Below are 25292 nucleotides of genomic sequence, written 5' to 3' on the forward strand. Positions count from 1 at the left end.
TCAGGGAGTCGTTGCATGGGAAGGCGTTGCCGGATAAACACGGCGCTGGTGTTCGCTGCGGTGTTGATGCCGTTGCAAGCCTGGGCGGTGGGTAAGTGCGAGCGGCTGGTGGCCACCGGCAGCCCCGATGCCCCGCCTTATTCGTGGCGCGACCCGCAAGATCCCAAGCACTTGATGGGTGCCAACGTTGATTTGTTCAAGCAGGTCGCCAGCGAGTTGGGGCTCAAAGTCGAAGTCCTCGACAGCGGCAGCCGCAGCCAGGCGCTGGAAGAGGTGCGCAGCGGGCGTGTCGACCTGCTGATCGACTCACCCTTCGCGGTGGCCGAGCTGACCACGGTCGACTATGTTCACCCCGCGTTGCTGAACAATGAATATGTAGTCTGGACCCGCCACGATTCGACGCTGGTGTACAACACCCTGGCCGATTTGCATGAGCATCAGGGCAGCATCTCGGAAAAGGCGCGGATGACACCCGAATTTACCGCCTATGCCAGGAGTCAATTGCAGCTTGCGCCGGCACAGAACCTGACCCAGGCCTTCCAGAAGCTGCTGCTCGGCCAGGTCGACTATGTGCTGGCCGGTCGCTACGCCGGCATGGCCATGGCTCAGACCCTGGGCATGAGCAACGAGTTGATTGCCCGCGGCTTGCCCCTGGACCGTCCGGGGTTGTACCTGGCGCTGTCGCATAATTCGGCGTGCAATGACGCTTGGTTGCGCGGACAACTGGCAAAAAAACTGACAGAATTGCCGGCCTCCGGCGTGTCCCAGGCGGTACTGCAACGTAATGTCGAACGCTGGAAAGCGCAGATGCAGGCGCCGCTGGATGCCCCTAAACAGTAGGAAGATTGCGTGAGAACTCATTCACTATTCGCCGTTCTGGCGTTGCTGGCCCTGGCCGGGTGCGCCAATGACCCGGCCCCCAATGAACAGCTGCGCTTGTCCGAGCAGGCGCTGGAGCAGGCCAAGGCGGTCGGTGCCACCGATGAAGTGGCCGAGCTGAAGCTGGCTGAAGACAAACTGGCCCGGGCTCGTTCCAACATGACCAGTGAATCCTATCGCGACGCGCGCATGCGCGCCGAGCAGGCCGAGCTCGATGCGCGTCTGGCCGAGGCGCGGGTGCTGACGGTCAAGAGCAAGGAGCAGCTGGACTTGCTGCAGTCGCGGGTCAATCGCCTGCGTAAACAGTTGGGGGAGCAGCGGTGAGTTCGATCAAACCTTTGGTGGCACTGTTGTTGCTCGGCGTGGTGGGCTTGCAGGGTTGTGCCAGCCAGCGCAGCGAGGTGGCGCTGGATGAGGCTACGGCCAAGTTTCAGACGGTCAAGGACGATTCCGACGTGTTGCGCAGCGCGCCGCGTGACGTGATTCGTGCCGGTGAATCCCTGGCCCGTGCCGAGCGCCTGTCCAGTTATCTGGGCACCGGTGCCGATGTGCGTCATTACGCTTACTTGAGCCAGCGCTACAGCGACATCGCCCGTGAGCACAGCAACCTGGTGCTCAATCAGGAACGTCTGGCCAAGCTTGAGCTCGAGCGTCAGCGCCTGCAGCTGGCCCTGCGCGAAGCCAAGCTTGCCAGCGTGCAGCAGCAGGGCAAGTGGCTGGAGGCGCAGATTGTCAGCCTGGCCACCGAGCAGAGCGATCGCGGCCTGGTCATGACCTTGGGCGACGTGCTGTTCGATACCGGGCATGCGGAGTTGAAGAACTCGGCCAGCCGCACCGTGCTCAAGCTGGTGCAATTCCTTCAGCTCAACCCCAAGCGGGTCGTGCGTATCGAGGGCTACACCGACAGCACCGGTACGCCGGAAGACAACCTCAAGCTCTCCCGTGATCGGGCGCAGGCGGTGGCAGATATGCTGATCGATCTGGGCGTCGATGAAAAACGCATCCAGGTCGAAGGCTATGGCGACCAGTATCCGGTCGAGGCCAACGCCTCGGAGCGGGGCAGGGCGCAGAACCGTCGGGTCGAGATCGTCTTTTCCGACGAGAAGGGCAAGCTTGGCGCGGCGCGCTGAGTAATAGATGAAGAAACCCGGAGGCCGCACAGCTCCGGGTTTTTTTATGGGCGATCACCTGGTTGTGAAAAATGGCACACGCCAGCCTCTGTCACGCAACTGTATTGTCGACTATTCTGCAATCTGTCCCAGTACACTTCGCAACTGTTCCGGTATTCTTGCTCAAAACAGCCGTACAAAAACAACTACATTGCCTGCGTGTCGAGAACTGATCATGACCAACCTGCTGCTTTATCAGCGCATCGCCCAGCAACTGGCCGAAGATATTCGCCGCGGTGTGTATCAGCCAGGGGAGCGCGTGCCGTCGGTGCGCAAGATGAGCTCGCAGCTCAATGTCAGCCATGCCACGGTGCTTCAGGCTTACGCCAACCTCGAAGACCAGGGCTTGATCCGCGCGCGGCCACAGTCCGGCTACTATGTGCACCAGACCCCGGCACTGACCGCGCAGACGCCGGATATCGCCCGGGTCGAGCGCCCCGGCCTGGTCACGCGCAGCAGCATCATCCAGCAGGTGCTGACCGAGGCTCGGCGCGACGGGGTGTTCCCTTTTGGCGCGGCGGTACCCCATGTCGATTACCTGCCGGTGCGGGCGCTGCACCAGCAGTTGGCCAAGGTCACCCGCTTTCATAGCCCACGGGCCTTCAGCTACATGTTCAGCCCGGGCTTTGAGCCCCTGCGTCGGCAGATCGCCATTCGCATGCGCGATGCCGGTGTGGTGGTCGACCCCAGCGAAGTAGTGGTCACCCATGGCTGCGTCGATGCCCTGCAGATGTCGCTACGGGTGCTGACCCGCCCGGGCGACCTGATCGCCGCCGAATCGCCGACTTACTACGGCTTGCTGCAACTGGCCGATTTGCTCGGCCTGAAAGTCATCGAAATTCCCAGTGATCCGTCCACCGGCATCAGTCTTGAGGCCTTGCAGCTGGCCGCCAACCAGTGGTCGATCAAGGCACTGGTGTTGACCGCGCGCCTGAGCAACCCGCTGGGCGGCACCATCCCGGAAGACCGGCAGAAGCAGTTGCTGCGCCTGGCCTCGGACTTCGATATTCAGATCGTCGAGGACGATATCTACGGCGAGCTGATGTTCGAGCAAGGCAAGACCAAGTCCCTCAAGGCCTTCGATCGGCTAGGGCGGGTGATCTATTGCTCGAGTTTCTCCAAGACCCTGTCGCCAGGGGTGCGAATTGGCTGGATGGTTGCCGGCAAGTACCAGGCGGAAATCCAGCGCTTGCAGACCTTCACTACCCATTCGGCCTGCAGCGTGACCCAGATGGGGGTGGCGTCCTATCTGGAGAACGGCGGCTACGATCGGCATTTGCGCTACATCCGTCAGGAGTATCGGAAGAATCTCAGTGCTTATCAGTTGGCGGTGCAGCAGCACTTTCCTGAAGGTACGCAGATGACCCGGCCCACCGGCGGCTTCATCCTCTGGGTCAGCTTGCCGGGGCGGGTCAACACCCAGGAGTTGCATGTACGTGCGCTGCAGCAGGGCATCAGTATTGCGCCGGGGTTGATCTTCAGTAACACCGAGCAGTTCAACCACTGCATTCGCCTGAACTGCGGCATCCCGTGGAACCGTGAGGCGGAGCGGGCAGTAATGACCTTGGGTATGTTGGCCAGCCAGTTATGCCAAGAATCTGCCTCGGGCGCTTTTTTCTAGACTTGCCAGTCGTGTCAGGAACGGGGAGCATAAGCATTTTCAGGGATAGTCGTCGGTGCCTATGAAAGTGTTGCGTAGTATCGGGTTGTCCCTGTGTTTGCTGGGTGGATTGGCCTGTACCTCGGTAGCAGTGGCTGAAACCGCACCGGCGAGCAAGGCCCCTGCAACGAAAAGCGTCAAGCCTGCCGCCAAGCCAAAGCAGGCGAAAGCGGCACCGGTGAGAAAGAAGGCGACTACCAAGGCCGCCCAGCGCAGCACGCGCAAAAACGTCAAGGCGGCACCACAGCCATTGCCCAAGGCCAAGCTGGACCTGAGCCTGCCCTCCGGCATGGTCAAGGAGCTCAAGCCCGATACCCAGGAACAGGCGCCGCTGCCCAAGCCGCTGTTGCCCTACCTGTTCGGCGAAAAGCCTCCGTCCGACAGCCCCTTCCAGCTCAATGGCCGGCTGATCAGCAACGAAATGCAGCTGCAGCTGCGAAACGAAAGCCGCAAGGATGTCGAGGGCGCGGCGATCGAGTTCGAGTTCAAGCAGTAGGGCGAAACTGACTGTTCGGTCATCACATGTGCAGCTGATATTTCATCCCGTCAGTAATTTCAAACGCCTGTTTAAGCGGTTACTATCCGGGTTCATTCATCATTTGTTACTCCGAGGATTCTGTTGTCATGAACTGCCGTGAAGGTTGTGGCGCCTGCTGCATCGCGCCCTCCATCAGCTCGCCGATACCGGGTATGCCCAAGGGCAAGCCAGCCGGCGAGCGCTGCTTGCACCTGTCGGTTGCCAATCTCTGTGGCTTGTTCGGCAAACCCGAGCGTCCGGCGGTGTGCGGTGGTTTCAAGGCAGAGGCCGAAATCTGCGGCAACGACCGCGACGAGGCAATCAGGATCCTGGGGTGGCTGGAGCAAATGACGGCAGCTTGAATCGCGGATCTTCGACAATAAGGAACAAGAGAATGGGATCGTTTAAACAAGTGGCACTGGTGTTGGGGCTTGGCGCGGTACTGGTGCCGCTGGCCCATGCCGAGGACTGGAAGCAGGCCAAGAACGAGGACGGGATCAAGGTCGAGCTCAGCGAGGTTGCCGGTTCCGATTACAAGGCCTACCGCGGCGTCACCTTTATCAAGGCACCACTGGCGAAGGTCAGGGCCCTGCAGGAAGATGTCGTCGGTGCCTGTGCCTGGATTCATGAGTGCAAGTCGCAAAAGCTGCTGAAAACCGAAGGCGACCAGAGCTGGACCTACACCCAGTTCAATACCCCGTGGCCGGTCACTGCGCGTGATTCGGTCATGCATGTCACCACTACCGAGGCCGCCGATGGCAGCCTGACCCGCAAGCTTGAAGGTGTGCCGAAATACCTGCCGGAAGAGAAGGGTTTCGTGCGGGTGGCCAAGGTTGATGGTTTCTGGAGGCTGCAGCCAAAAGATGGCGGCACTGAGGTAACTTACCAGGTGCACACCGAACCGGGCGGTAGCGTGCCGTCAATGGTGGCCAACAAGTTTGTGGTGGATGCGCCGTTCAATACCTTGAAGGCATTGAAGGAGAGGGCTGAGAAATAGTCAGTACAGTTGTGGTGGGTGAGGGTGCTGGTCAACTGTTAGATTATCGCGGGTCAAGCCCGCTCCCACAGGTTCTGTAGGAGCGGGCTTGCCCCGCGATGAGTCCCCCCCCCCCCAGGCCCCAATAAAAAAGGCTGCCCGAAGGCAGCCTTTTTCGTGTTCGGCCCAAAGGCTTACTTGCGGTCTTCCAGCTTGACGATGTCGCGCGACTCGTAGCCGGTGTACAGCTGGCGAGGGCGGCCGATCTTGTACGGGCTGGAGAGCATTTCTTTCCAGTGCGAAATCCAGCCGACGGTCCGCGCCAGGGCGAAGATCACGGTGAACATGCTGGTTGGAATGCCGATCGCCTTGAGGATGATCCCCGAGTAGAAGTCGACGTTCGGGTACAGCGAGCGCTCGATGAAGTAAGGATCGGTGAGGGCGATCTCTTCCAGGCGCATGGCCAGTTCCAGCTGCGGGTCGTTCTTGATGCCCAGCTCGCGCAGGACTTCGTCGCAGGTCTGTTTCATCACGGTGGCGCGCGGGTCGCGGTTCTTGTAAACGCGGTGACCGAAGCCCATCAGTTTGAACGGATCGTTCTTGTCCTTGGCCTTGGCGATGAACTTGTCGATGTTCGAGACATCGCCGATTTCATCGAGCATGGTCAGCACCGCTTCGTTGGCGCCGCCGTGGGCAGGGCCCCACAGTGCAGCGATACCGGCGGCGATACAGGCGAACGGGTTGGCGCCGGAGGAGCCTGCCAGACGGACGGTAGAGGTCGAGGCGTTCTGCTCGTGGTCGGCGTGGAGGATGAAGATCCGGTCCATTGCCTTGGCCAGTACCGGGCTGATCGGTTTGATCTCGCACGGGGTGTTGAACATCATGTGCAGGAAGTTTTCCGCGTACGACAGGTCGTTGCGCGGGTACATCATGGGTTGGCCCATGGAGTACTTGTACACCATCGCCGCCAGGGTCGGCATCTTGGCGACCAGGCGAACCGCGGAGATTTCGCGGTGCTGCGGGTTATTGATGTCCAGCGAGTCGTGGTAGAACGCCGACAGGGCGCCAACCACGCCGCACATGACGGCCATCGGGTGAGCGTCGCGGCGGAAGCCGTTGAAGAAGGACTTCAACTGCTCGTGCACCATGGTGTGGTTCTTCACGGTGCTGACGAACTGGGCCTTCTGCTCGGCATTCGGCAGTTCGCCGTTGAGCAGCAGGTAGCAGGTCTCGAGGTAGTCGGATTTTTCGGCCAGCTGTTCGATCGGATAGCCGCGATGCAGCAGGATACCCTTGTCGCCGTCGATATAAGTGATCTTCGACTCGCAGGATGCGGTCGCCATGAAACCAGGGTCGAAAGTGAAGTGACCCGTGGCCCCCAACCCTCTAACGTCGATAACATCGGGACCAACGGTGCCGGTTAAAATGGGCAGCTCGACGGGGGCTGCGCCCTCGATGACCAACTGCGCTTTTTTGTCAGCCATGTGGCCTCCTATTAATGCTTGAAATCATCAGACAGACCCCCCACGCAGGGCCCGCACCACTATAGTGAGATAAATTCGAATGTCAATTTGCCTAAAGCACGGTTGTAAAGGGCTTTGGGCGCTGTTTTTCCTCGAAATTACCGCCCGTTTACGCCTTTTGTTCATTAAAGGCAATGCGCTATTTGGGCTAGGTGTCTGCGTTGTCATTAGTAGCCTAACTGTCTATAATCGGCCCCCGACCGCCAGGGGCTTGCAAGCCCGTGTTGCTGGGGTCGTCACTCCCTGGGTGGTGGGTACCTGACCAGTACACTTACCAACAACTTTGCCCTGCTTGCTAGGGGCTCTTCAGTGTGAAAAAAGCCGTGAAAAGCCAACGACCTGTAAACCTAGACCTAAGGACCATCAAACTCCCCATTACCGGCGTTACGTCATTTCTTCACCGTGTTTCCGGCATCATCCTCTTCCTGGGCCTTGGCTTCATGCTTTATGCATTGGGCAAATCCCTGGGTTCGGAGGAAGGTTTCGCCGAGGTGAAGGCATGCTTGACCAGTCCGCTGGCCAAGTTCGTGGCATGGGGCCTCCTGTCCGCCTTGCTGTATCACTTGGTAGCCGGTGTGCGCCACTTGATCATGGACATGGGCATCGGTGAAACGCTGGAAGGCGGCCGACTGGGCTCGAAAATTATCATCGCCGTTTCCGTGGTGGTGATTGTGCTGGCAGGAGTTTGGATATGGTAACCAACGTCACGAACCTCTCGCGTTCGGGCCTCTATGACTGGATGGCGCAGCGCGTTTCTGCGGTCGTTCTCGCGGCTTATTTCATTTTCCTGATCGGATACCTGATCGCGCACCCGGGCATCGAGTTTGCCCAGTGGCACGCTCTGTTCTCCAACAACGCGATGCGTATCTTCAGTCTGCTGGCCCTTGTGGCCCTGGGCGCTCACGCCTGGGTCGGCATGTGGACCATTGCCACCGACTACCTGACGCCGATGGCGCTGGGCAAGTCGGCGACTGCCGTACGTTTCCTGTTCCAGGCGGTATGTGGTGTCGCGATGTTCGCGTACTTCGTCTGGGGTGTGCAGATTCTCTGGGGTATCTGATTCATGGCTAACATTCCTACGATTACATTCGACGCCATCATCATTGGTGGCGGCGGTGCCGGCATGCGCGCTGCGCTGCAGCTGGCCCAGGGCGGTCACAAGACTGCCGTGATCACCAAGGTCTTCCCGACCCGTTCGCACACTGTATCGGCCCAGGGTGGCATCACCTGCGCCATCGCTTCGGCCGACCCGAACGATGATTGGCGCTGGCACATGTACGATACCGTCAAGGGTTCCGACTACATCGGTGACCAGGACGCTATCGAATACATGTGTCAGGAAGGCCCTGCTGCCGTGTTCGAGCTGGACCACATGGGTCTGCCGTTCTCGCGTACCGAACAAGGCCGTATCTACCAGCGCCCGTTCGGCGGTCAGTCCAAGGACTTCGGTAAAGGTGGCCAGGCCGCCCGTACCTGCGCCGCTTCCGACCGTACCGGTCACGCGCTGCTGCACACCCTGTACCAGGGCAACTTGAAGGCAGGCACCACCTTCCTCAACGAGTACTACGCCGTTGACCTGGTGAAGAACCAGGAAGGCGCGTTCGTCGGTGTGATTGCAATCTGCATCGAAACCGGCGAAACCCTGTACATCAAAGCCAAGGCCACCGTTCTGGCGACTGGCGGTGCAGGCCGTATCTACTCCTCCACCACCAATGCCCTGATCAACACCGGTGACGGTATCGGCATGGCTCTGCGTGCAGGCGTTCCGGTCCAGGATATCGAGATGTGGCAGTTCCACCCGACCGGCATCGCCGGCGCTGGTGTACTGGTCACTGAAGGTTGCCGTGGTGAAGGCGGTTACCTGATCAACAAGCACGGCGAGCGTTTCATGGAACGTTACGCGCCTAACGCCAAAGACCTTGCTGGTCGTGACGTTGTGGCCCGTTCCATGGTTAAAGAGATCATCGCCGGCAACGGCTGTGGCCCTAACGGCGACCACGTGATGCTCAAGCTTGACCACCTGGGTGAAGAAGTGCTGCACAGCCGCCTGCCAGGTATCTGTGAACTGTCCAAGACCTTCGCTCACGTCGACCCTGTGGTCGCGCCGGTTCCTGTTGTCCCAACCTGCCACTACATGATGGGCGGCGTTGCCACCAACATCCATGGTCAGGCGATGACCCAGGACGCCGATGGCGTTGATCACATCATCCCGGGTCTGTTCGCGGTAGGTGAAGTGGCGTGCGTATCGGTTCACGGTGCCAACCGCCTGGGCGGCAACTCGCTGCTCGACCTGGTGGTCTTCGGTCGTGCTGCCGGCCTGCACCTGGAAAAAGCGCTGAGCGACGGTATCGAATACCTCGACGCCAGCGATACCGACATCGATGTTGCCCTGAGCCGCCTGAACAAGCTCAACGAGCGCAACACCGGTGAAGACGTGGCTACCCTGCGTCGCGAGCTGCAGAGCTGCATGCAGAACTACTTCGGTGTATTCCGCACTGGCGAATACATGCAGAAGGGTATCGAGCAACTGGCTGGCCTGCGCGAGCGTATCGCCAACGTCAAGATCAACGACAAGTCCCAGGCCTTCAACACCGCGCGTATCGAAGCGCTGGAGCTGCAGAACCTGCTGGAAGTCGCTGAAGCCACTGCAATCGCTGCAGAAGTCCGTAAAGAGTCCCGCGGTGCGCACGCCCGTGAAGACTTCGAAGACCGTGACGACGAAAACTGGCTGTGCCACACCCTGTACTTCCCGGGTGAGAAGCGCGTCGCCAAGCGCGCCGTCAACTTCGCGCCGAAAACCGTTCCGGCGTTCGAGCCTAAAGTCCGGACTTACTAAGGGTGGCCACAATGTTGCAAGTCGAAGTTTATCGTTACAACCCCGATACCGACTCGGCACCCAAGATGCAGGTGTTCCAGGTCGATACCGGCGGCAAGGACCTGATGGTTCTCGATGTATTGGCACTGATCAAAGAGCAGGACGAAGGTTTCTCGTATCGTCGCTCCTGCCGTGAGGGTGTTTGCGGTTCCGATGGCATGAACATCAACGGCAAGAACGGTCTGGCCTGCATCACGCCGCTTTCGGCCGTGGTCAAGCGCAACAAGCTGATCGTCCGCCCTTTGCCTGGATTGCCGGTCATTCGTGACCTGGTCGTCGATATGAGCATCTTCTACAAGCAGTACGAGAAGGTGAAGCCATTCCTGCAGAACGACACGCCGGCTCCGGCCATCGAGCGCCTGCAGTCGCCGGAAGAGCGTGAAAAGCTGGACGGTCTGTACGAGTGCATCCTGTGCGCTTGCTGCTCGACTTCCTGCCCGTCGTTCTGGTGGAACCCGGACAAGTTCCTCGGTCCAGCTGCACTGCTGCAGGCCTATCGCTTCCTGGCCGACAGCCGTGACACCAAGACCCAGGAGCGTCTGGCTTCGCTGGATGACCCGTTCAGCGTGTTCCGTTGCCGCGGCATCATGAACTGCGTGAACGTTTGCCCTAAAGGTCTGAACCCGACCAAGGCCATCGGTCACGTACGTAACATGCTGCTGCAAAGCGGTACCTGATTTTAAAAGTGTTGTACCCGTAGTACGCCAAGGTGCGGGCCGTTGCCCGCACCAAGGTGAAACCCGAGCTGGGGCCCACAAAGCCCAAGCTTTTACCTATGAAGATATGAGACCAGCAGGGGCTTCCGGGCTGGTACCCGGAAAATCTGTAGGATCCTTGGTGGCTTGGTTGGGTCGCTGCATTAGGACTTTTTCCAGGCGTGCTGTGGCTCTTGCCGATCCGTCCCCTAACCGAGGGTGACCAAGCATGCAAGAAAGCGTGATGCAGCGCATGTGGGATAGCGCCCACCTTTCAGGTGGTAACGCTGCATATGTGGAAGAGCTCTACGAGCTTTACCTGCACGACCCTAACGCTGTGCCAGAAGAGTGGCGCACTTACTTCCAGAAGTTGCCCGCCGAAGGCAGCACCGCTACCGATGTATCGCACTCTACAATCCGCGACCATTTCGTACTGCTGGCAAAGAACCAGCGCCGCGCCCAACCGGTTTCCGCCGGCAGCGTGAGCAGTGAACACGAGAAGAAGCAGGTTGAAGTTCTGCGACTGATCCAGGCCTACCGTATGCGCGGCCACCAAGCTGCTAAGCTCGACCCCCTGGGGTTGTGGCAGCGCCCTGCGCCAGTAGACCTGTCGATCAATCATTACGGCTTGACCAATGCCGATCTTGATACGACCTTCCGTGCCGGCGACCTGTTCATCGGCAAAGAGGAAGCGAGCCTACGCGAAATCTTCGACGCTTTGCAGCAGACATATTGCCGCACCATTGGCGCCGAATTCACCCACATCGTCGACTCCGAGCAGCGCAGCTGGTTCCAGCAGCGTCTGGAGAGCGTACGTGGGCGTCCAGTCTTCTCCGCGGATATTCAGAGCCACCTGCTCGAGCGCGTCACCGCCGCTGAGGGTCTGGAAAAATACCTGGGTACCAAATACCCGGGCACCAAGCGTTTCGGCCTGGAAGGCGGCGAGAGCCTGATTCCGATGCTGGACGAGCTGATTCAACGCTCCGGTTCCTACGGCACCAAGGAAGTTGTCATCGGCATGGCCCACCGTGGCCGTCTGAACGTACTGGTCAACACCTTCGGCAAGAACCCGCGCGACCTGTTCGACGAGTTCGAAGGCAAGAAGAAGGTCGAGCTGGGTTCCGGTGACGTGAAATACCACCAGGGCTTCTCGTCCAACGTGATGACCGCCGGTGGCGAAGTTCACCTGGCCATGGCGTTCAACCCTTCGCACCTGGAAATCGTCTCGCCAGTGGTTGAAGGTTCGGTACGTGCCCGTCAGGACCGTCGTAACGACACCGTTGGCGACAAGGTACTGCCGATTTCCATCCACGGTGACGCGGCATTCGCCGGTCAAGGCGTGGTCATGGAAACCTTCCAGATGTCGCAGACCCGCGGTTTCAAGACCGGCGGTACCGTGCACATCGTGATCAACAACCAGGTTGGTTTCACCATCAGCAACCCGCTGGACTCGCGTTCCACCGAGTACTGCACCGACGTCGCCAAGATGATTCAGGCGCCGATCCTGCACGTCAACGGTGATGATCCGGAAGCGGTGCTGTTCGTGACCCAGCTGGCGGTTGATTACCGCATGCAGTTCAAGCGTGACGTGGTCATCGACCTGGTCTGCTACCGTCGTCGCGGCCACAACGAGGCCGACGAGCCGAACGGCACCCAGCCGCTGATGTACCAGCAGATCACCAAGCAGCGCACCACCCGCGAGCTGTACGCCGAAGCCCTGACCCAGTCGGGTCGTCTTGATGCCGAGCGCGTCCAGGCCAAGGTCGACGAGTACCGCAACGCGCTGGACAACGGCCTGCACGTCGTAAAAAGCCTGGTCAAAGAGCCGAACAAGGAGCTGTTCGTTGACTGGCGTCCGTACCTGGGCCACGCCTGGACCGCGCGTCACGACACCCGCTTCGATCTGAAGACCCTGCAGGAACTGTCGGCCAAGCTGCTGGAACTGCCGGAAGGCTTCGTGGTTCAGCGTCAGGTTTCGAAGATCTACGAAGACCGCCAGAAGATGCAGGCCGGTGGCTTGCCGATCAACTGGGGCTACGCCGAAACCATGGCCTACGCCACCCTCGCGTTCGAAGGTCACCCGATTCGCATGACGGGTCAGGATATTGGTCGCGGCACCTTCTCTCACCGCCATGCGGTGCTGCACAACCAGAAGGACGCCAGCACCTACATCCCGTTGCAGAACCTCTATGAAGGCCAGCCACGTTTCGACCTGTACGATTCGTTCCTGTCCGAAGAAGCGGTCCTGGCATTCGAATACGGTTACTCGACCACCCAGCCAAACGCGCTGGTGATCTGGGAAGCCCAGTTCGGCGACTTCGCCAACGGTGCCCAGGTGGTTGTCGACCAGTTCATCACCAGCGGCGAGCACAAGTGGGGCCGTCTGTGCGGTCTGACCATGCTGCTGCCACACGGTTATGAAGGGCAGGGGCCTGAGCACTCCTCGGCACGTCTGGAGCGTTACCTGCAGCTGTGCGCCGAGCACAACGTCCAGGTGTGCGTACCGACCACCCCGGCTCAGATCTACCACCTGCTGCGTCGTCAGGTCATCCGTCCGCTGCGCAAGCCGCTGATCGTGCTGACACCAAAGTCGCTGCTGCGCCACAAGCTGGCCATCTCGACCCTGGAAGAACTGGCCGAAGGCTCGTTCCAGACCGTGATCCCGGAAATCGATACCCTCGATCCGAAAAAAGTCACGCGCCTGGTCCTGTGCAGCGGCAAGGTCTACTACGATCTGCTGGAAAAACGCCGTGCCGAAGGCCGCGAAGATATCGCCGTCGTGCGTATCGAGCAGCTGTATCCGTTCCCTGAAGACGACCTGGTCGAAATCCTCGCGCCGTACACCAATCTCAAGGATGTGGTGTGGTGTCAGGAAGAACCGATGAACCAGGGCGCCTGGTACAGCAGCCAGCACCACATGCGTCGTATCCTGACCCGTCACAACAAGGACCTGGTCCTCGAGTACGCCGGTCGCGATGCTTCGGCAGCACCTGCCTGTGGTTACGCTTCGATGCACGCCGAGCAGCAGGAAAAACTGCTGCAAGATGCCTTCACCGTTTAATGCCATCGCGCACCAGAAACCGAATTTAAGGAACCACTGATAATGGCTATCGAGATCAAAGCCCCTACTTTCCCGGAATCGGTTGCCGATGGCACCGTTGCCACCTGGCACAAGCAGCCGGGCGAAGCCGTCAAGCGTGACGAGCTGATCGTCGACATCGAAACCGACAAGGTTGTCCTGGAAGTACTGGCTACCGCTGACGGCGTACTGGGTGCAATCGTCAAGGGCGAGGGCGACACCGTCCTGTCCGACGAAGTCCTGGGCTCGATCGTAGAAGGTGGCGTTGCTGCCGCAGCACCTGCCGCTGCTGCCGCGCCTGCTGCCGCTGCTCCTGCCGCCGCCGCTGCTGGCGACGAAGACGCCATCGGCGCTCCGGCTGCTCGCAAGCTGGCCGAAGAAAACGGCATTGCCCTGAACAGCATCAAGGGCACCGGCAAAGACGGTCGCATCACCAAGGAAGACGTGGTTGCTGCCATCGAAGCGAAGAAATCCGCTCCGGCTGCCGCTCCTGCCGCCAAGCCAGCCGCCGCTGCTGCCCCGGTTGTCGCCACTGGCGATCGTACCGAGAAGCGCGTGCCGATGACTCGCGTGCGCGCTACCGTGGCCAAGCGCCTGGTAGAAGCACAGTCGAACATGGCCATGCTGACCACCTTCAACGAAGTCGACATGACCGAAGTCATGGCCCTGCGTTCGAAGTACAAGGACCTGTTCGAGAAGACCCACAACGGCGTGCGCCTGGGCTTCATGTCGTTCTTCGTCAAGGCGGCCACCGAAGCGCTGAAACGCTTCCCGGCCGTCAACGCCTCGATCGACGGTTCCGACATCGTCTACCACGGTTATGCGGACATCGGCGTTGCCGTTTCCAGCGACCGCGGCCTGGTGGTACCGGTACTGCGCAACGCCGAGCAAATGAGCCTGGCTGAGATCGAGAACGGCATCGCCACCTTCGGCAAGAAAGCCCGTGACGGCAAACTGTCGATCGACGAAATGACCGGTGGTACTTTCACCATCACCAACGGTGGTACCTTTGGTTCGATGATGTCGACCCCGATCGTCAACCCGCCGCAGGCTGCGATTCTGGGCATGCACAACATCATCCAGCGTCCTATGGCCGTTAACGGTCAGGTCGTGATCCGTCCGATGATGTACCTGGCACTGTCCTACGACCACCGTCTGATCGACGGTAAAGAAGCCGTGACCTTCCTGGTGACCATCAAGAACCTGCTGGAAGACCCGGCTCGTCTGCTGCTGGATATCTGATTGAGCAGCTGCAAGCTGCAAGCTTCAAGCGGCAAGCCTGAACGGTTTGCGCTTGAACTTGTGGCTTGCAGCTTATCGCTTGCAGCTTTAAAGAGGATTTTCTGAATGTCGCAAAAATTTGATGTGGTAGTGATTGGCGCAGGTCCTGGCGGCTACGTAGCTGCCATCAAGGCCGCGCAGCTCGGTCTGAGCACTGCCTGTATCGAGAAGTACACTGACGGCGAAGGCAAGCTGGCCCTCGGCGGTACCTGCCTGAACGTGGGTTGCATTCCTTCCAAGGCGCTGCTGGACAGCTCCTGGAAATACAAGGAAGCCAAAGAGAGCTTCAACGTCCATGGTATCTCCACTGGCGAAGTGAAGATGGACGTCGCCGCGATGGTTGGCCGCAAGGCCGGCATCGTCAAGAACCTGACCGGCGGTGTTGCCACCCTGTTCAAGGCCAACGGCGTGACCTCGATCCAGGGCCACGGCAAGCTGCTGGCTGGCAAGAAGGTCGAAGTCACCAAGGCTGACGGCACCACCGAAATCATCGAAGCCGAAAACGTCATCCTGGCTTCCGGTTCGCGTCCGATCGACATTCCACCGGCTCCGGTCGACCAGAATGTCATCGTCGACTCCACCGGCGCCCTGGAATTCCAGGCCGTACCTAAGCGCCTGGGCGTGATCGGTGCTGGTGTGATCGGTCTGGAACTGGGTTCGGTCTGGGCTCGCCTGGGTGCGCAAGTCACCGTCCTGGAAGCCCTGGACACCTTCCTGATGGCCGCTGACGCCGCTGTCTCCAAGGAAGCGCTGAAAACCCTGACCAAGCAAGGTCTGGACATCAAGCTGGGCGCTCGCGTGACCGGCTCCAAGGTCAATGGCGCTGAAGTCGAAGTGACCTACACCGATGCCAACGGCGAGCAGAAGATCACCTTCGACAAGCTGATCGTTGCGGTCGGCCGTCGTCCGGTGACCACCGATCTGCTGGCTGCCGACAGCGGCGTGACCATCGACGAGCGTGGTTTCATCTTCGTCGACGATCACTGCGCGACCAGCGTACCGGGCGTCTACGCCATCGGTGACGTGGTTCGTGGCATGATGCTGGCGCACAAGGCCTCGGAAGAGGGCATCATGGTTGTCGAGCGCATCAAGGGCCACAAAGCCCAGATGAACTACGACCTGATCCCGTCGGTTATCTACACCCACCCGGAAATCGCATGGGTCGGTAAAACCGAACAGACCTTGAAGGCCGAAGGCGTTGAGGTTAACGTGGGCACCTTCCCGTTCGCGGCCAGCGGCCGTGCGATGGCTGCCAACGACACCGGTGGTTTCGTCAAGGTCATCGCCGATGCCAAGACCGACCGCGTCCTGGGTGTACACGTGATTGGCCCATCGGCTGCCGAATTGGTGCAGCAGGGTGCAATCGCAATGGAATTCGGCACCAGCGCCGAAGATCTGGGCATGATGGTTTTCTCCCATCCGACCCTGTCCGAAGCGCTGCATGAAGCCGCGCTGGCAGTGAATGGCGGTGCCATTCACGTTGCCAACCGTAAGAAGCGTTAAACAATAAGAAACCACGGCGGGTGGCCCGTCGTGAGTCTTGCGTGCATGACTCACCGCGGAAAGTCCGCCGGACTCGAACTCCCGGAGCATACCGGGGGCAAGTGGTCACAGGTGGCGCGGCACTCCTTTGGGGCGCAGCGCCGAAGCGCAGTACCTAACGAAGACGGTAAAAAGCATGAATCTTCACGAGTATCAGGGTAAGCAGCTGTTCGCTGAATACGGCCTGCCAGTTTCCAAGGGTTTCGCAGTCGACACCCCTGAAGCTGCCGCAGAAGCCTGCGACAAGATCGGTGGCACCGAGTGGGTTGTCAAAGCCCAGGTCCACGCCGGTGGTCGCGGTAAAGCGGGCGGCGTCAAGCTGGTTCGCAGCAAGGAAGACGCCAAGGCGTTCGCTGCGCAATGGTTGGGCAAGCGTCTGGTGACCTACCAGACCGACGCCAACGGTCAGCCAGTGACCAAGATCCTGGTCGAATCCTGCACTGACATCGCCAAAGAGCTGTACCTGGGCGCTGTAGTCGACCGTTCGAGCCGTCGTATCGTGTTCATGGCCTCCACCGAAGGTGGCGTGGACATCGAGAAAGTCGCTCACGAAACTCCTGAGAAGATCATCAAGGCTACTATCGATCCACTGGTTGGCGCTCAGCCATTCCAGGGTCGTGAACTGGCGTTCCAGCTGGGTCTGGAAGGCAAGCAAGTTGCTCAGTTCGCCAAGATTTTCGTAGGCCTGGCCAAATTGTTCAAAGAACACGACCTGGCCCTGCTGGAAGTAAACCCGCTGGTCATCAAGGCCGACGGCGACCTGCACTGCCTCGATGCCAAGATCAACATCGACGCTAACGCCATGTACCGTCAGCCTAAGCTGAAAACCTTCCACGACCCGTCGCAAGACGACCCTCGTGAAGCCCACGCTGCCAGCTTCGAGCTGAACTACGTGGCCCTGGAAGGCAACATCGGCTGCATGGTCAACGGTGCCGGCCTGGCCATGGGTACCATGGACATCGTCAACCTGCACGGCGGCAAGCCAGCCAACTTCCTCGACGTAGGTGGTGGTGCTACCAAAGAGCGCGTTACCGAAGCCTTCAAGATCATCCTGTCCGACAGCAATGTCGCGGCCGTTCTGGTCAACATCTTCGGCGGCATCGTTCGCTGCGACATGATTGCCGAAGGCATCATTGGCGCTGTGAAAGAAGTCGGCGTCAAGGTGCCGGTTGTTGTTCGCCTGGAAGGCAACAACGCTGAACTGGGTGCTAAAGTACTGGCAGAAAGCGGTTTGAACATCATTGCTGCAACCAGCCTGACCGACGCTGCTCAACAAGTTGTCAAAGCTGCGGAGGGCAAGTAATGAGCGTCCTGATCAATAAAGACACCAAAGTCATCTGCCAGGGCTTCACCGGCTCGCAAGGTACTTTCCACTCCGAACAGGCCATCGCCTACGGCACCAAGATGGTCGGCGGCGTGACCCCGGGCAAGGGTGGCACCACCCACCTGGGCCTGCCAGTGTTCAACACTGTCAAAGAAGCCGTAGCGGCTACCGGCGCTGACGCGTCGGTCATCTACGTTCCGGCTCCTTTCTGCAAGGACTCGATCCTGGAAGCTGCCTTCGGCGGCATCAAGCTGATCGTCTGCATCACCGAAGGCATTCCTACCCTGGACATGCTCGATGCCAAGGTCAAGTGCGACGAGCTGGGTGTTACCCTGATCGGCCCTAACTGCCCAGGCGTCATCACTCCGGGCGAGTGCAAGATCGGCATCATGCCAGGTCACATCCACTTGCCAGGCAAGGTCGGTATCGTTTCGCGTTCCGGCACCCTGACCTACGAAGCGGTCAAGCAGACCACTGACGCCGGTTTCGGTCAGTCCACCTGCGTCGGTATCGGTGGCGACCCGATCCCGGGCTCCAACTTCATCGACATCCTGAAGCTGTTCCAGGAAGACCCGAAGACCGAAGCGATCGTCATGATCGGCGAGATCGGCGGTTCGGCTGAAGAAGAAGCGGCTGCCTACATCAAGGCCAACGTCACCAAGCCTGTGGTTTCCTACATCGCTGGTGTTACCGCTCCTGCGGGCAAGCGTATGGGCCACGCTGGCGCCATCATCTCTGGCGGCAAAGGCACTGCAGACGAGAAATTCGCTGCGCTGCAGGACGCTGGTGTGAAAACCGTGCGTTCGCTGGCAGACATCGGCAAGGCCCTGGCCGAGCTGACTGGCTGGGAAGTGAAGAAGTAATCACTGCCCAGTAAACAAGAAAGGCCACCTTCGGGTGGCCTTTTTTGTTTACTGGGCAGCAGCTTCAAGCGACAAGCTTCAAGCTGCAAGAGGGTGTTGCGGCAAGCTTGCGGCTTGTAACTTGCGGCTTGGAGCTGTCGCGCAAGCGACACGCATATTCACACATCGGACAAGCAGCCCTGCAACAGTGCGTTTCTATGACAAATTCGTTAACCTATGCACTCATTTTGTGCCCGCTCCCCAAAAGGGAACGACACGCTAAACGGGTCTGGCTCATCCAGCCAGGCAGCATTTCCCTCACCCAAGGGGAAATCCCTCTCTAAATCCCGATTTCAGCAGTGTGGTATTTCCTTAATGAAAGTTTTGAAAGGCCAGGACATCCTGGCACTTGGTTTTATGACGTTCGCTTTGTTCGTCGGCGCGGGCAATATCATTTTCCCTCCTATCGTCGGTCTGCAATCCGGTCCACACGTGTGGATGGCGGCGCTGGGTTTCCTGATCACTGCTGTGGGCCTGCCGGTCATCACTGTCATCGCCCTGGCCAAGGTCGGCGGCGGCATGGATGCGCTGAGCAGCCCGATCGGCAAGGTCGCCGGCGGCCTGCTGGCAGCGGTGTGCTACCTGTCGGTAGGCCCGCTGTTCGCCACCCCGCGTACCGCCACCGTATCCTTCGAGGTAGGTGTTGCGCCGCTGACCGGTGAAAGCCCGCTGGCCCTGTTCATCTACAGCCTGGTGTACTTCCTGGTGGTGCTGGCGGTGTCCATGTACCCGGGCAAGCTGCTCGACACTGTCGGCCGCTTCCTCGCGCCGCTGAAGATCATTGCCCTGGCCGCACTCGGCATCGCCGCGTTCATGCTGCCAGCCGGTGGTATCGGCGAAGCACAGCCAGCCTATGTTGCCGCGCCGTTCTCCCAGGGCTTCATCAATGGTTACCTGACCATGGATACTCTCGGTGCGCTGGTGTTCGGTATCGTCATCGTCAACGCCATCCGTTCGCGCGGCGTCGAGTCGCCGCAGCTGATCACCCGCTACGCGATCATCGCTGGCCTGATCGCCGGTGTCGGCCTGGCCCTGGTGTACATCAGCCTGTTCCGCCTGGGTGCCGGCAGCCATGAGATCGCCGCCGGTGCCAGCAACGGCGCCGCGGTGTTGCATGCCTACGTGCAGCACACCTTCGGCTCGCTGGGCAGCGGCTTCCTCGCCGTGTTGATCGCCCTGGCCTGCCTGGTGACCGCCGTCGGCCTGACCTGCGCCTGCGCCGAGTACTTCAGCCAGGTGCTGCCGCTGTCGTACCGCACCCTGGTGGTGATCCTCGCGGCCTTCTCGCTGCTGATTTCCAACCTGGGCCTGACCAAGCTGATCCTGTTCTCGATCCCGGTGCTGACCGCTATCTACCCGCCGTGCATCGTGGTGGTAGGCCTGAGCTTCTGCAAGGACCTGTGGAACTCGCAAGTTCGCATCCTGGCGCCAGTGATGCTGGTGTCGTTGCTGTTCGGCATGATCGATGCCATCAAAGGCACTGTGCTGGCCAGTAAACTGCCGGACGTGCTGGCGCATCTGCCGCTGAGCGAGCAGGGCCTGGCCTGGCTGGTGCCTTCGGTGGTGACCCTGGGTGTTGCGGTGCTGTGTGACCGCATGCTGGGCAAGCCGCGCGAAGCGCTGGCCTGAGAATTAGCCATGTAACGGACACCGGCCACAAGCCAACAGGGTGTCCGTCACGGCAGATTCCAAGCCCCGCGTCCGAAAGGATGCGGGGCTTTTTCGTTTCTGCGGGCAAGACGTGTCTTTTTCTGCGGTAAAGCGTCGAAAGCCGGTCAATGGGCTTTATTGTGCTCGAAACTTCAATCAGGACCTTGCATGAGCTTCATTCAAAGCAATCTGATCCACCTGCTGGCCGCCTGCTGGTTTGTCGTCTGCTGGGGCGGTTATACCCGCTACGCGACCTGGAAGGGCCGTGATACTGCGTGCCTGGCCAGCGTACTGCACCTTTACCGCGAAGACTGGATGCGGCGCATGTTGTTGCGTGACAACCGCATCGCCGATGCCAGCGTGATCGGCAATCTGGAGCGCAATGCGTCGTTCTTCGCCTCCAGCACCCTGATTATTCTGGCCGGTATTCTCACCGTGCTCGGGGCTTCGGACCGCGCTGTATCGTTACTGGCGGATTTGCCGCTGGTCCAGCAGGCTTCCCAGGGGATGTCGGAAATCAAGTTGCTGTGCCTGGCGATGGTCTTTGTGTATGCCTTCTTCACCTTTAGCTGGTGCATGCGCCAATACAACTTTGCCGCGGTGCTGGTGGGCTCGGCGCCGATGATTGGTGAGCGCCATGTCAGTGAACTGGAGCGCAAGGCATTTGCCCTTAGAGCGGCCAGGGTTATTTCGCTGGCGGCCAACCAGTTCAACTTCGGCTTGCGTTCTTATTACTTCGGGATGGCCATGCTCTGCTGGTTTATCGGCCCCTGGTTGTTCATGCTGATGAGTACCGGGGTAGTGTTGGTGCTTTATCGTCGCGAGTTCCATTCGGATGTGCTCGATGTGATGGTTTACACCCCTACCGAGGCACCTGCGCCGGAGCCGGCTAAAGAGAACCTTGCCTGAAGAGTGACGACTGAATCGTTTAATCCAGTTTCGGCAGCCATAAAAAAACCCGACAGTGTCGGGTTTTTTTTATTCCGGCAGGCTTGCTTACTGTTTAGCAGGCTCAGCAGGAGTAACTGGGGCAGCAGGAGCGGCTTCTTTCGCAGCTTCTTCAGCGGCTTTTTGTTGCGCTTCGGCCTGATCTTTGGCGGCTTCGACGTTTTCTTTCGCTGCCTCGTTCACTTTATCCTGAGCTTCGTTCATTTTCTCTTGAGCGTTCTCGGAATGTTGCTGAGCATCTTGGGCTTTATTTTCGCTGGCTTTATCGCAAGCGGCCAGACCCAGAGCAGCGGCGAGCATAACGGCAAAAGCAAAAGGTTTACGCATGGGGTGTTTCTCCTTGTGGAATAAGTTACTTGTTCCTTTGAGCTCAAGTAACCGGTAGAAGTTCCGCGCACCATACAGATATATAACAAATGGATCTATATGGACATTTCCCTTTCTCTGTGCATGGCCTCAACGGCCTGAGAGTTTTTTGAAATGATCGACACTTCTTTGCAGGCTATGGCCCAACGCTTTCTCTCGGCACTGCGTCATTGTCAGGTATTACAGATGCGGGTGCATCACGCGGACGCGCAAGGCATGACCCTGATACTGCCGTATTCCACACAGATCGTTGGCAACCCGCAAACCGGGGCCGTGCACGGCGGTGCGATCACCACCCTGATGGACACCACCTGCGGCATGGCCACCCTCTGCGTGTTGCCTGAGTTCGAGGTATGCCCGACGCTAGACCTGCGTATCGACTACATGCACCCGGCCGAGGCCGGCAAGGATATCTTCGGCCACGCCTATTGCTACCGCGTCTCGCGGGATGTGATCTTCACCCGCGGGGTGGCCTACCAGGACGATCCCGAGCAACCGATCGCCCAGGTGGTCGGCACCTTCATGCGTCTGGGCAAGGGCATCAAGGGCGGTCTCAATTTCGCCAACACGCTCAAGGGGAGCGGCCAATGATCCCGCCAGAAGTGCACCAGCAACTGCGCCAGGCACATGCCGAAGGCAACTATGAACCCTTGCTGCGGCTGATTCCTTATGCCGGATTGATTGGTATCCAGTGCAGCCGCCAGGGCGACGACCTGCTGTTCTGCCTGCCAGCCAGCCAGGACAATATCGGCAATCCGTTGCTGCCAGCGATCCACGGCGGGGTAATCGCCGGCTTCATGGAGCTGTCGGCGGCGCTGTACCTGCTGATTTTCAGTGAGAGTGCGGCGATCCCGAAAATCATCGACTTTTCCATCGATTACCTGCGCGCCGGCCATTACCGTGACACTTACGCCCAGTGTCAGTTGTGGCGCCAGGGCCGGCGGGTGACCAACGTCGCGATCACCGCCTGGCAAGGCGACCCGGACGAACCGATTGCCACGGCGCGGGCGCATTTCAAGATCGAAGAAATGACCTCGCCCTTGAAATAGCCCGAGCCACCCCCATCTGTTGTGCATCCCGCCGTGAAAGCAGGCCGTCGGCCTGCCCAGCGACAACTGTCATCAGATCGGAGTGTTGAAGACCATGAGTGTGGAAACTCAAAAAGAAACCCTGGGCTTCCAGACCGAGGTGAAGCAACTGCTGCACCTCATGATCCATTCCCTGTATTCGAACAAGGAAATCTTTGTTCGCGAACTGATTTCCAACGCCTCCGACGCCGTCGATAAACTGCGCTTCGAAGCCCTGGCCAAGCCAGAGCTGCTCGAAGGCGGCGCCGAGCTGAAAATCCGCCTGAGCTTCGACAAGAACACCAACACTGTCACCCTCGAAGACAACGGCATCGGCATGAGCCGCGAAGAGGTGATCGCGCACCTGGGCACCATCGCCAAGTCCGGCACTGCCGACTTCATGAAAAACCTCACCGGCGACCAGAAGAAGGACTCGCACCTGATCGGCCAGTTCGGCGTGGGCTTCTACTCGGCCTTCATCGTTGCCGACAAGGTCGACGTGTTCAGCCGCCGCGCCGGCCTGCCAGCCGCCGAGGGCGTGCACTGGTCGTCCAAGGGCGAAGGCGAGTTCGAAGTCGCCACGGTCGACAAGGCCGAGCGCGGCACCCGCATCGTCCTGCACCTGAAAAAGGGTGAAGAAGAGTTCGCCGACGGCTGGCGCCTGCGCAACATCGTCAAGAAATACTCCGATCACATCGCCTTGCCGATCGAGCTGCCAAAACAGGTCGAAGCCGCCGAAGGCGAAGAAAAGCCGGCCGAAGAATGGGAAACCGTCAACCGCGCCAGCGCCCTGTGGACCCGTCCTCGCACCGAGATCAAGGACGAGGAATACCAGGAGTTCTACAAGCACATCGGTCACGACTTCGAGAACCCGCTGGCCTGGAGCCACAACAAGGTCGAAGGCAAGCTTGAGTACAACTCGCTGCTCTACGTACCGGCCCGTGCCCCGTTCGACCTGTACCAGCGTGAAGCGCCACGTGGCCTGAAGCTGTACGTACAGCGCGTGTTCATCATGGACCAGGCTGAATCCTTCCTGCCGCTGTACCTGCGCTTCATCAAGGGCGTGGTCGACTCCAACGACCTGTCGCTGAACGTTTCGCGCGAAATCCTGCAGAAAGACCCGATCATCGACTCGATGAAGTCGGCCCTGACCAAGCGCGTGCTGGACATGCTCGAGAAGCTGGCCAAGAACGAGCCTGAGCAGTACAAGGGCTTCTGGAAGAACTTTGGCCAGGTGATGAAAGAAGGCCCGGCTGAAGACTTCGCCAACAAAGAGAAGATCGCCGGCCTGCTGCGTTTCGCCTCCACCTTTGATGAAAGCGGCGAGCAGAGCGTTGCCCTGGCCGACTACCTGGCCCGTGCCAAGGAAGGTCAGGACAAGATCTACTTCCTCACCGGCGAGTCCTATGCGCAGGTCAAGAACAGCCCGCACCTGGAGGTCTTCCGCAAGAAAGGCATCGAAGTGCTGCTGCTGACCGACCGCATCGACGAGTGGCTGATGAGCTACCTGAGCGAATTCGACGGCAAGAGCTTCGTCGACGTCGCCCGTGGTGACCTGGACCTGGGCAAGCTGGACTCCGAAGAGGACAAGAAGGCCCAGGAAGAAGTCGCCAAGGAGAAAGAAGGCCTGGTCGAGCGCCTCAAGGTGGCCCTGGGCGAAAGCGTCAGCGAAGTGCGCGTGTCGCACCGCCTGACCGATTCGCCGGCGATCCTGGCCATCGGTGAGCAGGACCTGGGGCTGCAGATGCGCCAGATTCTCGAGGCCAGCGGGCAGAAGGTGCCGGACTCCAAGCCGATCTTCGAATTCAACCCTGGCCACCCGCTGATCGAGAAACTGGACAACGAGCAAAGCGAAGACCGTTTCGCCGACTTCTCGCACATCCTCTTCGATCAGGCCGCGCTGGCGGCGGGCGATAGCCTCAAGGACCCGGCGGCGTACGTTCGTCGCCTGAACAAGCTACTGGTCGAATTGTCGGCTTAAGTAGTTGCAGGAAAGCCCGCTTCGGCGGGCTTTTTTCATGGTGCAAGGAGGAGTGCATGAGCAAGGTTACCGTCGAATCGCTGGTCTATCATGTTGCCGGCAAAGCCTATGAGAGCCGTTTGTTCTATACCCAGGGCGCCCGTGAGCAGCCTGGGCTTTTGATGGCGCCAAACTGGATGGGGGTGGGCGAGGGCGCCGAACGGATCGCCCGCGAGGTTGCCGCCCAGGGTTATGTGGTGTTGCTGGCCGACATCTACGGCCAGACCCTGCGTCCGTCGGACATGGATGAAGCCGGTGCGGCGATGACGCCGCTGAAGAATGACCGCGTCGAGCTGCGCAAGCGCTTGAAGGCGGCGCTGGACCAGTTGCTGGGCCAATCGAGGGCGGTATTGGAGCCTGGCAAGCTGGCCACCTTCGGCTTCTGCTTCGGCGGCTGCTGTGCCCTGGAGCTGGCCCGTGAAGATGCCCGCCTGCTGGCCGCTGTATCGTTCCATGGCACCCTGGATACGCCGCTGCCAGCCGTGGAGGGCAGGGTCAAGGCTTCGATGCTGGTGTTGCATGGCGCCGCCGACCCGTTCGTGCCCAAGGAGCAGCTACCGGCTTTCGAAGCCGAGATGGACGCGGCCAAGGTCGACTGGCAGCTGATCAGCTATGGCGGCGCGGTGCACTCGTTCACCGATACCGCAGCGAATATCCCCGGCAAGATGAAGTACGACGCACGCACGTCCAAGCGCGCGTTCCGGGCGATGTTCAATTTGCTCGATGAAGTGTTCCAGCGCTGAGTGGGGGCGGGGCTGCTGTGCAGCCCATCGCCAGCAAGGCTGGCTCCCACACTGGACCTGCATGCATCCACTCTGT

General features: G+C 59.8%; 24 protein-coding genes. 22 read left to right on the forward strand and 2 right to left on the reverse strand.

Annotation, left to right across the window (positions count from 1 at the left end):
• Positions 1–15: 15 nt before the first annotated feature.
• The 7 genes from KHO53_RS18910 to KHO53_RS18940 all read left to right on the forward strand — a co-directional run bounded on the left by KHO53_RS18910 (position 16) and on the right by KHO53_RS18940 (position 5222).
• Complete coding sequence (locus KHO53_RS18910; RefSeq protein WP_213570659.1) at positions 16–840, forward strand: substrate-binding periplasmic protein; 825 nt, start codon at positions 16–18, stop codon at positions 838–840.
• Between the two features lie 9 nt (positions 841–849).
• Positions 850–1203: a DUF4398 domain-containing protein gene (locus KHO53_RS18915; protein ID WP_010224697.1), complete on the forward strand. Its 354-nt coding sequence runs from the start codon at positions 850–852 to the stop codon at positions 1201–1203.
• The gene (locus tag KHO53_RS18920) at positions 1200–2009 is read left to right on the forward strand and encodes an OmpA family protein (protein ID WP_036994404.1); all 810 of its coding nucleotides are present in this window, start codon (positions 1200–1202) and stop codon (positions 2007–2009) included. The genes KHO53_RS18915 and KHO53_RS18920 overlap by 4 nt, the downstream gene beginning before the upstream one ends.
• Before the next feature lie 214 nt (positions 2010–2223).
• Positions 2224–3669, forward strand: coding sequence for an aminotransferase-like domain-containing protein (locus KHO53_RS18925; RefSeq protein WP_010224694.1), 1446 nt, complete (start codon positions 2224–2226; stop codon positions 3667–3669).
• Between the two features lie 217 nt (positions 3670–3886).
• A complete protein-coding gene (locus KHO53_RS18930; RefSeq protein WP_374045240.1) occupies positions 3887–4204 on the forward strand; it encodes a translation initiation factor 2 in 318 nt (105 codons plus the stop codon).
• A gap of 128 nt (positions 4205–4332) precedes the next feature.
• A complete protein-coding gene (locus KHO53_RS18935) occupies positions 4333–4587 on the forward strand; it encodes a YkgJ family cysteine cluster protein (RefSeq protein WP_010224690.1) in 255 nt (84 codons plus the stop codon).
• A 32-nt stretch (positions 4588–4619) separates the two neighbouring features.
• Entirely contained in the window at positions 4620–5222 is a 603-nt protein-coding gene (locus KHO53_RS18940) for an START domain-containing protein (RefSeq protein ID WP_010224688.1), read from the forward strand.
• 173 nt (positions 5223–5395) lie between these two features.
• Here KHO53_RS18940 and gltA read toward each other — a convergent pair whose 3' ends face one another.
• Positions 5396–6685 carry a citrate synthase gene (gene gltA, locus KHO53_RS18945; RefSeq protein WP_010224685.1) on the reverse strand — a complete coding sequence of 430 codons (1290 nt, stop codon included), beginning with the start codon at positions 6683–6685 and terminating at the stop codon, positions 5396–5398.
• Positions 6686–7035: 350 nt separating this feature from the next.
• Here gltA and sdhC point away from each other — a divergent pair, with 350 nt between their 5' ends.
• From sdhC to KHO53_RS19000, 11 genes are all read left to right on the forward strand, one after another.
• Positions 7036–7422 carry a succinate dehydrogenase, cytochrome b556 subunit gene (gene sdhC, locus KHO53_RS18950; protein ID WP_174242293.1) on the forward strand — a complete coding sequence of 129 codons (387 nt, stop codon included), beginning with the start codon at positions 7036–7038 and terminating at the stop codon, positions 7420–7422.
• Positions 7416–7784 (forward strand): succinate dehydrogenase, hydrophobic membrane anchor protein, encoded by a 369-nt coding sequence (gene sdhD / locus KHO53_RS18955; protein WP_010224681.1) that lies wholly within the window; start codon positions 7416–7418, stop codon positions 7782–7784. The genes sdhC and sdhD overlap by 7 nt, the downstream gene beginning before the upstream one ends.
• A 3-nt stretch (positions 7785–7787) precedes the next feature.
• Positions 7788–9560 (forward strand): succinate dehydrogenase flavoprotein subunit, encoded by a 1773-nt coding sequence (sdhA, locus tag KHO53_RS18960; RefSeq protein ID WP_010224679.1) that lies wholly within the window; start codon positions 7788–7790, stop codon positions 9558–9560.
• An 11-nt stretch (positions 9561–9571) separates the two neighbouring features.
• Positions 9572–10276, forward strand: coding sequence for a succinate dehydrogenase iron-sulfur subunit (locus KHO53_RS18965; protein ID WP_010224678.1), 705 nt, complete (start codon positions 9572–9574; stop codon positions 10274–10276).
• Positions 10277–10523: 247 nt separating this feature from the next.
• Entirely contained in the window at positions 10524–13355 is a 2832-nt protein-coding gene (locus tag KHO53_RS18970; protein ID WP_010224677.1) for a 2-oxoglutarate dehydrogenase E1 component, read from the forward strand.
• Between the two features lie 42 nt (positions 13356–13397).
• Positions 13398–14615, forward strand: a complete 1218-nt coding sequence (gene odhB / locus KHO53_RS18975) for a 2-oxoglutarate dehydrogenase complex dihydrolipoyllysine-residue succinyltransferase (RefSeq protein ID WP_213570660.1) — start codon at positions 13398–13400, stop codon at positions 14613–14615.
• A 105-nt stretch (positions 14616–14720) separates the two neighbouring features.
• Positions 14721–16157, forward strand: coding sequence for a dihydrolipoyl dehydrogenase (lpdA, locus tag KHO53_RS18980; RefSeq protein ID WP_010224675.1), 1437 nt, complete (start codon positions 14721–14723; stop codon positions 16155–16157).
• 175 nt (positions 16158–16332) lie between these two features.
• Complete coding sequence (gene sucC, locus KHO53_RS18985) at positions 16333–17499, forward strand: ADP-forming succinate--CoA ligase subunit beta (protein WP_010224674.1); 1167 nt, start codon at positions 16333–16335, stop codon at positions 17497–17499.
• Entirely contained in the window at positions 17499–18383 is an 885-nt protein-coding gene (sucD, locus tag KHO53_RS18990; protein WP_038613108.1) for a succinate--CoA ligase subunit alpha, read from the forward strand. Before sucC ends, sucD begins: the two co-directional genes overlap by 1 nt.
• Positions 18384–18737: 354 nt before the next feature.
• Positions 18738–20051, forward strand: a complete 1314-nt coding sequence (gene brnQ / locus KHO53_RS18995) for a branched-chain amino acid transport system II carrier protein (RefSeq protein ID WP_010224668.1) — start codon at positions 18738–18740, stop codon at positions 20049–20051.
• Positions 20052–20240: 189 nt separating this feature from the next.
• Positions 20241–20981 carry a DUF599 domain-containing protein gene (locus KHO53_RS19000; protein WP_010224666.1) on the forward strand — a complete coding sequence of 247 codons (741 nt, stop codon included), beginning with the start codon at positions 20241–20243 and terminating at the stop codon, positions 20979–20981.
• Positions 20982–21068: 87 nt separating this feature from the next.
• Here KHO53_RS19000 and KHO53_RS19005 read toward each other — a convergent pair whose 3' ends face one another.
• Complete coding sequence (locus KHO53_RS19005) at positions 21069–21347, reverse strand: hypothetical protein (protein ID WP_026001405.1); 279 nt, start codon at positions 21345–21347, stop codon at positions 21069–21071.
• Positions 21348–21500: 153 nt separating this feature from the next.
• Between KHO53_RS19005 and KHO53_RS19010 the strand changes: the two genes are divergently transcribed.
• The 4 genes from KHO53_RS19010 to KHO53_RS19025 all read left to right on the forward strand — a co-directional run bounded on the left by KHO53_RS19010 (position 21501) and on the right by KHO53_RS19025 (position 25216).
• Complete coding sequence (locus tag KHO53_RS19010; protein ID WP_010224665.1) at positions 21501–21977, forward strand: PaaI family thioesterase; 477 nt, start codon at positions 21501–21503, stop codon at positions 21975–21977.
• Positions 21974–22435: a PaaI family thioesterase gene (locus KHO53_RS19015; RefSeq protein ID WP_010224664.1), complete on the forward strand. Its 462-nt coding sequence runs from the start codon at positions 21974–21976 to the stop codon at positions 22433–22435. The genes KHO53_RS19010 and KHO53_RS19015 overlap by 4 nt, the downstream gene beginning before the upstream one ends.
• Positions 22436–22529: 94 nt before the next feature.
• Positions 22530–24434 carry a molecular chaperone HtpG gene (htpG, locus tag KHO53_RS19020; RefSeq protein ID WP_010224663.1) on the forward strand — a complete coding sequence of 635 codons (1905 nt, stop codon included), beginning with the start codon at positions 22530–22532 and terminating at the stop codon, positions 24432–24434.
• A gap of 56 nt (positions 24435–24490) precedes the next feature.
• Positions 24491–25216 (forward strand): dienelactone hydrolase family protein, encoded by a 726-nt coding sequence (locus KHO53_RS19025; protein WP_010224662.1) that lies wholly within the window; start codon positions 24491–24493, stop codon positions 25214–25216.
• Positions 25217–25292 lie beyond the last annotated feature (76 nt).

It is taken from the genome of Pseudomonas sp. RC2C2, assembly GCF_018390435.1.
In the GTDB taxonomy this organism is placed as follows: Bacteria; Pseudomonadota; Gammaproteobacteria; order Pseudomonadales; family Pseudomonadaceae; genus Aquipseudomonas; species Aquipseudomonas donghuensis.

Coding starts and splice junctions, on each gene's coding strand:
- KHO53_RS18910 (WP_213570659.1), top strand. CDS start 16: ATGGGAAGGCGTTGCCGGATAAACACGGCGCTGGTGTTCGCTGCGGTG.
- KHO53_RS18925 (WP_010224694.1), top strand. CDS start 2,224: ATGACCAACCTGCTGCTTTATCAGCGCATCGCCCAGCAACTGGCCGAA.
- KHO53_RS18935 (WP_010224690.1), top strand. CDS start 4,333: ATGAACTGCCGTGAAGGTTGTGGCGCCTGCTGCATCGCGCCCTCCATC.
- KHO53_RS18940 (WP_010224688.1), top strand. CDS start 4,620: ATGGGATCGTTTAAACAAGTGGCACTGGTGTTGGGGCTTGGCGCGGTA.
- gltA (WP_010224685.1), bottom strand. CDS start 6,685: ATGGCTGACAAAAAAGCGCAGTTGGTCATCGAGGGCGCAGCCCCCGTC.
- sdhD (WP_010224681.1), top strand. CDS start 7,416: ATGGTAACCAACGTCACGAACCTCTCGCGTTCGGGCCTCTATGACTGG.
- sdhA (WP_010224679.1), top strand. CDS start 7,788: ATGGCTAACATTCCTACGATTACATTCGACGCCATCATCATTGGTGGC.
- KHO53_RS18965 (WP_010224678.1), top strand. CDS start 9,572: ATGTTGCAAGTCGAAGTTTATCGTTACAACCCCGATACCGACTCGGCA.
- KHO53_RS18970 (WP_010224677.1), top strand. CDS start 10,524: ATGCAAGAAAGCGTGATGCAGCGCATGTGGGATAGCGCCCACCTTTCA.
- odhB (WP_213570660.1), top strand. CDS start 13,398: ATGGCTATCGAGATCAAAGCCCCTACTTTCCCGGAATCGGTTGCCGAT.
- lpdA (WP_010224675.1), top strand. CDS start 14,721: ATGTCGCAAAAATTTGATGTGGTAGTGATTGGCGCAGGTCCTGGCGGC.
- sucC (WP_010224674.1), top strand. CDS start 16,333: ATGAATCTTCACGAGTATCAGGGTAAGCAGCTGTTCGCTGAATACGGC.
- sucD (WP_038613108.1), top strand. CDS start 17,499: ATGAGCGTCCTGATCAATAAAGACACCAAAGTCATCTGCCAGGGCTTC.
- brnQ (WP_010224668.1), top strand. CDS start 18,738: ATGAAAGTTTTGAAAGGCCAGGACATCCTGGCACTTGGTTTTATGACG.
- KHO53_RS19000 (WP_010224666.1), top strand. CDS start 20,241: ATGAGCTTCATTCAAAGCAATCTGATCCACCTGCTGGCCGCCTGCTGG.
- KHO53_RS19005 (WP_026001405.1), bottom strand. CDS start 21,347: ATGCGTAAACCTTTTGCTTTTGCCGTTATGCTCGCCGCTGCTCTGGGT.
- KHO53_RS19010 (WP_010224665.1), top strand. CDS start 21,501: ATGATCGACACTTCTTTGCAGGCTATGGCCCAACGCTTTCTCTCGGCA.
- KHO53_RS19015 (WP_010224664.1), top strand. CDS start 21,974: ATGATCCCGCCAGAAGTGCACCAGCAACTGCGCCAGGCACATGCCGAA.
- htpG (WP_010224663.1), top strand. CDS start 22,530: ATGAGTGTGGAAACTCAAAAAGAAACCCTGGGCTTCCAGACCGAGGTG.
- KHO53_RS19025 (WP_010224662.1), top strand. CDS start 24,491: ATGAGCAAGGTTACCGTCGAATCGCTGGTCTATCATGTTGCCGGCAAA.